Origin of the sequence: Pseudomonas sp. R62 (genome assembly GCF_000257605.1) — a bacterium.
GTDB lineage: Bacteria > Pseudomonadota > Gammaproteobacteria > Pseudomonadales > Pseudomonadaceae > Aquipseudomonas > Aquipseudomonas atacamensis.
Window position 1 is genome coordinate 921030 of record NZ_JH635998.1, and the last position, 10058, is coordinate 931087.

10 protein-coding genes are annotated in these 10058 nt (G+C 60.7%); 1 reads left to right on the forward strand and 9 read right to left on the reverse strand.

Features of this window, described 5'->3' with window-relative positions:
• A partial coding sequence (locus OQK_RS05625; protein ID WP_038860612.1) for an OmpA family protein occupies positions 1 to 625 on the forward strand: 625 nt, incomplete at its 5' end.
• Between the two features lie 236 nt (positions 626 to 861).
• Here OQK_RS05625 and OQK_RS05630 read toward each other — a convergent pair.
• The 9 genes from OQK_RS05630 to OQK_RS05675 form a co-directional block, all read right to left on the reverse strand.
• A complete protein-coding gene (locus OQK_RS05630) occupies positions 862 to 1191 on the reverse strand; it encodes a hypothetical protein (protein WP_016771502.1) in 330 nt (109 codons plus the stop codon).
• The gene (locus tag OQK_RS05635; protein ID WP_016771503.1) at positions 1188 to 2093 is read right to left on the reverse strand and encodes an alpha/beta hydrolase; all 906 of its coding nucleotides are present in this window, start codon (positions 2091 to 2093) and stop codon (positions 1188 to 1190) included. Before OQK_RS05635 ends, OQK_RS05630 begins: the two co-directional genes overlap by 4 nt.
• Before the next feature lie 147 nt (positions 2094 to 2240).
• Positions 2241 to 3491 (reverse strand): flavohemoglobin expression-modulating QEGLA motif protein, encoded by a 1251-nt coding sequence (locus tag OQK_RS05640; RefSeq protein ID WP_166554750.1) that lies wholly within the window; start codon positions 3489 to 3491, stop codon positions 2241 to 2243.
• Between the two features lie 222 nt (positions 3492 to 3713).
• Positions 3714 to 4427, reverse strand: coding sequence for a TetR/AcrR family transcriptional regulator (locus OQK_RS05645; protein ID WP_016771505.1), 714 nt, complete (start codon positions 4425 to 4427; stop codon positions 3714 to 3716).
• A gap of 105 nt (positions 4428 to 4532) precedes the next feature.
• The gene (gene lysS, locus OQK_RS05650; RefSeq protein ID WP_016771506.1) at positions 4533 to 6035 is read right to left on the reverse strand and encodes a lysine--tRNA ligase; all 1503 of its coding nucleotides are present in this window, start codon (positions 6033 to 6035) and stop codon (positions 4533 to 4535) included.
• A gap of 79 nt (positions 6036 to 6114) precedes the next feature.
• A protein-coding gene (gene prfB, locus OQK_RS29675) for a peptide chain release factor 2 (protein ID WP_099758102.1) occupies positions 6115 to 7210 on the reverse strand; the annotation gives its coding sequence in 2 pieces (ribosomal slippage) (positions 6115 to 7137 and positions 7139 to 7210; 1095 coding nt in all).
• A gap of 307 nt (positions 7211 to 7517) precedes the next feature.
• Positions 7518 to 8519 carry a response regulator gene (locus OQK_RS05665; protein ID WP_016771507.1) on the reverse strand — a complete coding sequence of 334 codons (1002 nt, stop codon included), beginning with the start codon at positions 8517 to 8519 and terminating at the stop codon, positions 7518 to 7520.
• Positions 8520 to 8567: 48 nt separating this feature from the next.
• Positions 8568 to 9578 (reverse strand): chemotaxis response regulator protein-glutamate methylesterase, encoded by a 1011-nt coding sequence (locus OQK_RS05670; RefSeq protein WP_016771508.1) that lies wholly within the window; start codon positions 9576 to 9578, stop codon positions 8568 to 8570.
• On the reverse strand, positions 9575 to 10058 hold a 484-nt coding region (locus OQK_RS05675; RefSeq protein WP_038860616.1), incomplete at its 5' end, for a response regulator. The genes OQK_RS05675 and OQK_RS05670, both read right to left, overlap by 4 nt.

The following is a 10058-nucleotide window of genomic DNA, read 5'->3' on the forward strand; positions in this document are numbered from 1 at the left end:
CAGCGATTACCTGGACAAGGCCGACAAGGCTTATCTGGACAAGGAAGACGCCGCCAAGGTCGACCAACTGGCTTACCTGACCAACCAGCGCGTCGAAGTGGCCAAGCAGACAATCGCTCTGCGCACCGCTGAAAACAACCTGAAAAACGCCGCAGCCCAACGTGCCCAGGCCCGTCTGGATGCCCGTGACCAGCAGATCAAACAGCTGCAGGACAGCCTCAACGCCAAGCAGACTGATCGCGGTACGCTGGTGACTTTCGGTGACGTGCTGTTCGCCACCAACAAGGCTGATCTGAAATCCAGCGGCCTGGTGAACATCAACAAACTGGCGCAATTCCTCCAGGAAAACCCGGATCGCAAAGTGATCGTCGAGGGTTACACCGACAGCACCGGCACCGCGAGCTACAACCAGTCGCTGTCCGAGCGCCGCGCGACTTCCGTGCAGATGGCCCTGATCAAGATGGGCGTCGATCCTTCGCGCATCGTCGCTCAGGGTTATGGCAAGGAGTACCCGGTAGCGGATAACGGCAGCGTCTCGGGCCGTGCGATGAACCGTCGTGTTGAAGTGACCATCTCCAACGACAACCAGCCAGTAGCACCGCGTTCTTCGGTGAGCTCGAACTAAGCTTCACCCGGTAACGCAAAAGCCCCGCCTGACTTGATCAGGCGGGGCTTTTTTTGTGGGATCAGACATCGTAGCCCCTCACCCCAGCCCTCTCCCAAGGGAGAGGGAGCCGATTTGTGTCGCTTTCAAAACTTGTGTCCGGCGCAATGGACCAGGTCGACTTAGCTTAAACAAACACCTCGGTCAGTCCCCTCTCCCTCTGGGAGAGGGTTAGGGTGAGGGCTGAACCTGCAGAATCACTTCTCGAGTTTCTGCGGAGTCTCTTCGCCCATACACCGCACAGCTTTTTTCTGCGCGTTGATCAACACACCGGTCAGGCCTTTCTGCTCGGTATCAAACAACACCAGCACGCCATCAATGCACTGCGCCACTTGCGGCGCAGGTGTCAGCGAGACTTTGTAGTCCTCGCCCGGCACGGTCTTGAGCATGGTGAATTCGCTGAGCAGCAACGCATCCTCCGGCTTGGCAAAGTGCAGGTAGCCGTAGTACCACAGCGCCCCGACGGTGCCGAGGATGCTGCAGATACCGGTGATGATCAGTGGGATGGCGTTACGTTCTTCACTCATTGCGGACTCTCATCTTCAGAATTCGGGGCTTTCGGATAATTGGGGATTTCGCCGAGGCGGCGCAGGCCGTCGAAGTGTTCGGGGTCGTCGAGATAGCGCAGCATGACCTGACGCCACACCGGGTCGCCGAAGGTCTGCACATGACCACCACGGGTCAGCTGCAACACGCGCGGCGGCGGCGCTGCCTGATACAGGCGAATGCCATTGGCCATCGGCACCAGCGGATCGTCGATGCTGTGGAAGATCAGCTTGGGCACGCCGGTCAACTGCGCCATCGAGTTGATCGCGCTGTCGCCGTCCGGCACCAGCCACGACAGCGGCACTTGCAATGGCCAGGTCAGCCACGAAGTGCTGAGGGCGAATTGGCCGACGCTGCGATAACTGGCCGGCACACCATCCAGCACCAGGGCCTTGAGTTGCTGTTGCCGCTCCGGGTGCTGCGCCAGCCAATGCACCGACATGGCGCCGCCAAGGCTCTGCCCGAGCAGCACCAGCGGTTTGCCTTTGACCTCGGGCGCGTTGTCGAGCCAGGCGAACGCGGCGTCGATGTCCTGATAGATCGCCGGCAGGCTCGGCTCGCCCTCGGACAAACCGTAGCCGCGATAGTCGACCAACAAGACCTGATAACCGTTCTTCGGCAACCACCAGCTCCCGCCCAGATGCATCGGCAGATTGCCGCCGTTGCCGTGCAGATGCAGGACCGTGCCTTTGACCTCGACGCCAGGTTTGGCCGGCAGCCACCAGGCGTTGAGCTTCAAGCCATCAGCGGTAATCAGAGTGACTGTGCGGTACTCAAGCTTGGCTTTGTCAGGGGTGAAGACCTGACCCGGTTCGGGGTAGAACAGCAGCGAACTGCAACCGCCGAGGGTCAAGAGCAGGCAAAGGATGCCGAGGATTCTCATCCGGTGAAACCTCGCGAAATTTCAGGTTGAAATACGGTTGGATCGTTCCCACGCTCGGCGTGGGAATGCCGCCATGCGCTCTGCGTCCACCGTGACGCGGAGCGTCATGGGATGCATTCCCACGCGGAGCGTGGGAACGATCAGCTATCAGAGGATATTGGAGTAATCCGCCTCAATCCGGTCCAGGCTCAAATGGTTGAGGAAGTTGGAGAAACACATCCACGCCGACAACGCATTCAAGTCCCGGAACTGGTCCGGCAGATATTTCGGCGGCACCACCAGTCCTTCGTCCACCAGTTGGCGCAAGGTCCGCATGTCTTCCAGTGTGGTCTTGCCACAGAACAACAGCGGAATCTGCTCGAGCTTGCCCTTGCGCACGGCCAACTGAATGTAGTTGTAAACCATGATGAAGCCCTTGAGGTAGGACAAGTCTTTGGTGAATGGCAGACCGGTCGGCGTCGAGCCACGGAAAACCCGGCTGGCGTTGCCGTAGCTTTCGGCCATCTCGAAACCTTGCTCGCGGAAGAATTCGTAGATCTGCAAGAAGTCCGCGCCCTCCTCGACCATATGAATCGCACGGGTGCGGTTGGTCAGTTTGCGCAGGCGACTCGGGTAAGAAGCAAAAGTGATGATTTCCATCAGGATCGCCAGACCTTCCTGGGTCACCGTCGACGAAGGCGGGCCTTTCGACAGGAACGTGCAGATCGGCTGATTCAAGCCATTGAGTGTGGTGCCGACGTGCACCAGGCCTTCGTGGACTTCCAATGCACGGACGTCGCGGTCGTTGAACAGCGCGTCGGTGCGAATCTTGATGTAGTCGGCGCCCGCCGCAGCGTCGGCGACGATGCCGTCGGACTCGAACACGCGAATCGTCTCTTCGGCCTCACCGAATACCTTGTTCAGTCGGGTTTGCAGCAGGTGCACCGCGTCTTTGGCGGTGAGGATCTTCGGCTCGTCCTTCAGATCGCCGCGCCCGTCGATGTTGTTCAGGTAGTCGGACATCATCAGGCCGAGGTCGGCGAGGGTCGGGTCACCGGCGTGGAAGGCATCGGACGCCGCGCCGTACAGCTCTTGCGAGATCAAGCCGAAGTCCTCGGTGCCGCGCGCCTCGAGCATGCGCACCACCATGCGGTATTCCTTGCACATGCGCCGCATGATCTGCCCGACCGGGTTGAACTGGCCGAGCTGGCGGGTGATGTCACGCTCGATGTTCTGGAATTCCAGTTTGACCTGGCTCGAATCGAACGACAGCGGGCGGTTGAGGTAGTAGTCGCGATCCACCGCCGGCATTTCCTTGCCCTTGGCCTTGAGGAAGCCCTTGCGCACGTTGTCGTCCCACTTGACCGCATCGAGCACGCGGATCGGCGTCTGCGCCAGCACAATGCGATCGGACAACATGCGTATCGTCTGCTGGTAATCGTCCACCCGAAACTCCTGTAGAAAACGTGACGTGCTGAAACTCAGACTTTTGATCGTTCCCACTCTCTGCGTGGGAATGTCGCCCGGGACGCTCCGCGTCCCTTTTTTGCTGCGTGACGCAGAGCGTCACAGGATGCATTCCCACGCGGAGCGGGGGAACGATCATAAACGGCTCGCTCCCACAGGGTGTAGCGTGAAACGCTAGACCGACGCCAGCACCAGGTGCATATACCGCGTCAGAATCCCGAGCATGTCCTCTTCGGCCAGAGGCTCGGCGTCGTTGAGCAGGCCCTGATATTCCATCCGGCCGATAATCGCCGTCAACACCTTGGCATCCTGCTGCGGTTCGCGCGAGCCCAGTACCTGGAACAACTGGCAGGTGCCCTGCAAGAGAATCTGCTGATGCGAGCGCACCAGAATCGCCAGACGCGGGTTGAGCAGTGCTTCCTGGCGGAACGCCTGTTCGGCCATCAGATGCTCGCGGCGGTTGATCAGTTGCCGATGCACGTAATCGGCCATCAGCCGCGCTATGTCATCGGCCAGTTGCGAGCGCGACTCCGGGCTGCCGTCGGCGCTGACCACCATTTCGCGCAACAGACCCTCGTTATTGATCCACAACTTGGCCATGTACGCCGCGCTGCGTTCAACGTATTGGGCGAAGGTATCGGTGAGCAGGTCATCGATGTCCTTGAAGTAATACGTGGTCGCCGACAGCGGCACGCCGGCCTCCGCCGCGACCGCACGATGGCGCACGGCACGCACGCCGTCGCGCACGACAATGCGCATCGCGGCGTCGAGAATGTCCTGGCGACGCTGCTCACTGCCCTGTCGGCTGGCCTTGCGGCCCTGGTACTGAACACTTTCAGCGACCGCAGTGGCGATACCCGCTGCACCTTCTTGAGCTAATGCACCCATCACGACAGCACTTCCTCTACTAATGCCAAATTAACCAATTGATACATTTGTACCAGACAGGCAATAAAAAGCCGCCTGTTTTAGGCGGCTTTTTAACTGAAACGTTTACGCTTGCGGTCGCATGTGCGGGAACAGGATCACATCGCGGATCGACGGCGAGTTGGTGAGCAACATCACCAGACGATCGATGCCGATACCTTCGCCGGCGGTTGGCGGCATGCCGTACTCCAGCGCACGGACGAAGTCGGCGTCGTAGTGCATGGCTTCGTCGTCGCCGGCGTCCTTGTCGGCCACCTGCGCCATGAAGCGCTCGGCCTGGTCTTCGGCGTCGTTCAACTCGGAGTAGGCGTTGGCGATTTCACGACCACCGATGAACAGCTCGAAGCGGTCGGTGACGTTCGGGTTCTCGTCGTTACGACGGGCCAGCGGCGACACTTCGAACGGGTACTGAGTGATGAAGTGCGGCTGCTCCAGCTTGTGCTCGACCAGTTCTTCGAAAATCATCACCTGCAATTTGCCCAGCCCCTCGAAGCCCAGCACCTTGGCGCCGGCCTTCTTGGCGATGGCGCGAGCCTTGTCGATGTCGTTCAGATCATCGGCAGTCAGCTCAGGGTTGTACTTGAGGATCGAGTCGAACACCGACAGACGCACGAACGGCTCGCCGAAGTGGAACACTTTGTCGCCGTACGGCACGTCGGTGCTGCCCAGTACCAGCTGCGCCAGCTCGCGGAACAGTTCTTCGGTCAGGTCCATGTTGTCTTCGTAATCGGCGTACGCCTGATAGAACTCCAACATGGTGAACTCAGGGTTGTGGCGAGTCGAAACGCCTTCGTTGCGGAAGTTGCGGTTGATCTCGAACACCTTTTCGAAACCGCCAACCACCAGACGCTTCAGATACAGCTCAGGGGCGATACGCAGGAACATCGGCAGGTCCAGCGCGTTGTGGTGGGTTTCGAACGGCTTGGCCGCAGCGCCGCCAGGAATGGTCTGCAACATCGGCGTTTCGACTTCGAGGAAGTCGCGCTTCATCAGGAAGCTGCGGATGTGCGCGATCACTTGCGAACGCACGCGGAAGGTCTGGCGCACGTCTTCGTTGACGATCAGGTCGACGTAACGCTGGCGGTAGCGCTGTTCGGTGTCGGTCAGGCCGTGGTGCTTGTCCGGCAGCGGGCGCAGCGACTTGGTCAGCAGGCGCACGTTGGTCATTTCAACGTACAGGTCGCCTTTGCCGGAACGCGCCAGAGTGCCTTCGGCGGCAATGATGTCGCCCATGTCCCAGGTTTTCACCGCAGCCAGGGTTTCTTCGGACAGCGTCTTGCGGTTGACGTAGACCTGAATGCGCCCGGTCATGTCCTGGATCACCATGAACGAGCCACGGTTGAGCATGATGCGACCGGCAACCTTGACCGGGATTGCAGCCTCTGCCAGCTCTTCCTTGGTCTTGTCCGCGTACTGTTTCTGCAAGGCATCGCAGTAGTTGTCGCGGCGGAAGTCGTTAGGGAAGGCATTGCCCTTGGCGCGCTCGGCAGCAAGCTTTTCCTTGCGCAGGGCGATCAGGGAGTTTTCTTCCTGTTGCAGGGCTTGCGGGTCGAGTTGTAGGTCGCTCATGTCTTTAAGTATTCCATCAGGTTCGTTGCCCCCAGCCTTCGACTGGGGATCGCGGGCGAGCCCGCTCCCACAGAGGGTGTTACAGGCCGGATTTCAGGCTGGCTTCCAGGTACTCGTCGATATCGCCGTCGAGCACCTTGTCGCAATCGCTGCGTTCGATGTTGGTCCGCAGATCCTTGATCCGCGAGGCATCGAGCACGTAAGAGCGGATCTGGTGACCCCAGCCGATATCCGACTTGGTGTCTTCCAGCGCCTGCGAGGCCGCATTGCGCTTCTGCATTTCCTGCTCGTACAACTTGGCCCGCAGCATTTTCATCGCGGTGTCCTTGTTGGCGTGCTGGGAACGCTCGTTCTGGCAGCTGACCACGGTGTTGGTCGGTACGTGGGTGATACGTACGGCCGAGTCGGTGGTGTTTACGTGCTGACCACCGGCACCAGAGGAACGATAGGTGTCGATCCGCAGGTCTGCCGGGTTGATTTCGATTTCCACCTTGTCATCGATCTCTGGCGAGACGAAAACAGCCGAGAACGAGGTGTGACGACGGTTGCCGGAGTCGAACGGGCTCTTGCGCACCAGACGGTGCACGCCGATCTCGGTACGCAGCCAGCCAAAGGCGTATTCGCCCTTGATGTGCACGGTCGCGCCCTTGATCCCGGCGACTTCACCGGCGGACAGTTCCATGATGGTCGCATCGAAACCGCGTTTGTCGGCCCAGCGCAGGTACATGCGCAACAGGATGTTGGCCCAGTCCTGCGCTTCGGTACCGCCGGAACCGGCCTGGATGTCCAGGTAGGCGTTGTTCGGGTCCATTTCATGGCTGAACATGCGGCGGAATTCCAGCTTGGCCAGATTTTCCTCGAGACGGGCCAGCTCGGCGACGACATCGCCCACTGCGCCTTCGTCGTTTTCTTCGACGGCCATGTCCAGCAGGTCGCGGCAATCGGCCAGACCGCCGTTCAGTTCGTCGAGGGTGTCGACGATCTGCGCCAGCGCGGCACGCTCGCGGCCCAGCTCCTGGGCGTATTCAGGTTTGTTCCAGACACTCGGATCTTCAAGCTCGCGATTGACCTCGGTCAGACGCTCATGCTTTTGATCGTAGTCAAAGATACCCCCGAATAGTTTCGGAGCGCTCGGACAGGTCCTTGATGGTGTTCAGGATCGGGTTGATTTCCATGACGGGCAGCACTCGTTGGCGAACTTTTGAAAGCCGGCGAGTATAACGTAAACAGGCTGTCGCGGCAGCCCGTCTGGCGGTGAATGGGCCGAGATTGCTGCCCTCACCCTAGCCCTCTCCCGGAGGGAGAGGGGACCGATCGGGGGATATTTGAAACATACGCCGAATAGAATGGCTTCACCGAATCCGTGATCGCCAAGCCTGAAGATCCATAATCGCTGCGATCTCTCAGGTCGATGTCTGGCCCGAGACACCTCGGTCGGCCCCCTCTCCCTCCGGGAGAGGGCTGGGGTGAGGGCAACGGCCGTTACTCGATCCCGACCTGATTACGCCCATTGTTCTTGGCCAGATACAAGCCGCGATCCGCCGCCGAAATCAGCAGCCGGCAATCACTGCCCGCCTGCGGCACCATGGTCGCCAGACCGATGCTGATGGTCAGACTGGAACCCTCGGCCGGCGTGTTATGCGGAATTTTCAGCGCCGCCACAGTCTGGCGCAGTTTTTCGGCCAACAGCCGCGCGCCGCCCGGCGAAGTGTTTGGCAGGACCAGCACAAACTCCTCGCCGCCATAACGCGCCGGCAGGTCCGATGGCCGCGAGCTGGCGTCACGGATGGCTGTGGCGACCTTGCGCAACGCTTCGTCGCCCTCAACGTGGCCGAAACTGTCGTTGTACGACTTGAAGTAATCGACGTCGATCATCAGCAACGACAGCTGCGTCTGATCGCGCAGCGAACGGCGCCACTCCAGTTCCAGGTACTCGTCGAAGTGCCGGCGGTTGGACAGCCCGGTCAGGCCATCGGAATTCATCAGCCGTTGCAGCACCAGATTGGTGTCGAGCAATTGCTGCTGGCTGACCCGCAACGCACGGTACGCGGCGTCGCGCTGGAGCAATGTCATGTAGGAGCGCGAGTGGTAGCGAATGCGCGCGACCAGTTCGATGGTGTCCGGCAGCTTCACCAGATAGTCGTTGGCGCCAGCGGAGAACGCCGCGCTTTTGATCAGCGGGTCTTCCTTGGTCGAGAGGACGATGATCGGGATGTCCTTGGTCGCCGGGTGATTGCGGTATTCGCGCACCAGGCTCAGGCCATCGAGGCCGGGCATCACCAGATCCTGCAGGATCACCGTCGGCTTGATCCGCACCGCCTGGGCGATGGCCTGCTGCGGGTCGGAGCAGAAGTGGAAGTCGATGTTTTCCTGATTCGACAGCCCACGGCGCACCGCTTCGCCGATCATCGCCTGATCATCCACCAACAACACCATGGCGGCGTTCTCGTCGGTTTTAATGTCGTCGATCTGTAAATCATTCATGAGCGGTCACCTGAGTACTGCGGGGGCCTGGATTGCCGATCAACCTGTTCATTTGGGGAAAATCTCCAGCAATCGTGGCGCTATCTTTTCCAGCGGGCGGATTTCCACCGCGGCATCGATCGCCGCGGCAGCCTTGGGCATGCCGTACACCGCACTGCTGTGCTGATCCTGGGCGATGGTCAAATAACCCTGCTGGCGCATGAGCTTAAGCCCTTGCGCGCCATCGCGCCCCATCCCGGTCAATAAAACCCCGACGGCGTCACCGTTCCAGTAACTGGCGACGCTCTCGAAAAACACGTCGATCGAGGGGCGATAGATCTCGTTGACCGGTTCGGCGGTGTAGGCCAGCGTGCCGTTTTTCAACAGGCGAATATGGTGATTGGTCCCGGCCAGCAGCACCGCGCCACTTTGCGGCGGCTCGCCTTCACGGGCCAGACGCACATCGAGGCCGCTGGCGCTGGCCAGCCATTCGGCCATGCCGGCGGCGAACACCTGATCGACATGCTGCACCAGCACGATCGCGGCGGGAAAATCCTTCGGCAGGCCTTTGAGCAACACTTCCAGCGCCGCCGGCCCACCGGCAGACGAACCGATCGCCACTAGCCGCTGACGTGACGGCGAACTGCGCGGCGAACTCGGCGCCGGGCGCGCACGTGGCGCCTTGTCGCCGATCAGCCAGCCGATGTTGAGGATCTTGCGCAACAACGGCGCCGCCGCTTCCTGGGCATTGCCGGCGCCAATGGCCGGCGTGTCGACCACGTCCAGCGCGCCGTGGCCCATGGCCTCGAACACGCGGTGCACGTTCTGTTGACGATCCACGGTGACGATGACAATCGCGCACGGCGTTTCGGCCATGATCCGCCGCGTGGCTTCGACGCCGTCCATGATCGGCATGATCAGATCCATCAAAATCAGGTCTGGCGTGCACTCGGCGCAGCGTTGCACCGCCTCGGCGCCGTTGCTGGCGACCCAGATCACCTGATGCGCCGGCTCGAAGGCCAGCGCCCGGCGCAGAGCCTCCACCGCCAAGGGCATGTCGTTGACGATTGCGATCCTCATGTCCGCGCTCCTCCGATGAGCTCGACCACTGCATCGAGCAGGGCGTCGTCATGAAAACTGGCTTTGGCTAGATAATAGTCGGCGCCGGCATCCAGTCCACGGCGGCGGTCTTCTTCGCGATCCTTGTACGACACGACCATCACCGGCAGCGATTGCAGGCGGTTGTCGCGGCGCAGCAGCGTGACCAGCTCGATGCCGTCCATGCGCGGCATGTCGATGTCGGTGATCAGCAGATCGAAGTTCTCCGAACGCAGCGCATTCCAGCCGTCCATGCCGTCCACTGCCACCGCGACGTCGTAGCCACGATTGAGCAGCAGTTTGCGTTGCAGCTCGCGCACAGTCAGCGAATCGTCGACCACCAAGACTCGTTTGCGCGCCGCTTCGGCAGCTTGACTGCCGTGGCGGGCAATGCGCTCCAGGCGCCCGGTATTGAGCAGTTTGTCCACCGAACGCAGCATGTCTTCGACATCGACGATCAGC

Coding starts and splice junctions, on each gene's coding strand:
- OQK_RS05630 (WP_016771502.1), bottom strand. CDS start 1,191: ATGAGTGAAGAACGTAACGCCATCCCACTGATCATCACCGGTATCTGC.
- OQK_RS05635 (WP_016771503.1), bottom strand. CDS start 2,093: ATGAGAATCCTCGGCATCCTTTGCCTGCTCTTGACCCTCGGCGGTTGC.
- OQK_RS05640 (WP_166554750.1), bottom strand. CDS start 3,491: ATGTTGTCCGATCGCATTGTGCTGGCGCAGACGCCGATCCGCGTGCTC.
- OQK_RS05645 (WP_016771505.1), bottom strand. CDS start 4,427: ATGGGTGCATTAGCTCAAGAAGGTGCAGCGGGTATCGCCACTGCGGTC.
- lysS (WP_016771506.1), bottom strand. CDS start 6,035: ATGAGCGACCTACAACTCGACCCGCAAGCCCTGCAACAGGAAGAAAAC.
- OQK_RS05665 (WP_016771507.1), bottom strand. CDS start 8,519: ATGAATGATTTACAGATCGACGACATTAAAACCGACGAGAACGCCGCC.
- OQK_RS05670 (WP_016771508.1), bottom strand. CDS start 9,578: ATGAGGATCGCAATCGTCAACGACATGCCCTTGGCGGTGGAGGCTCTG.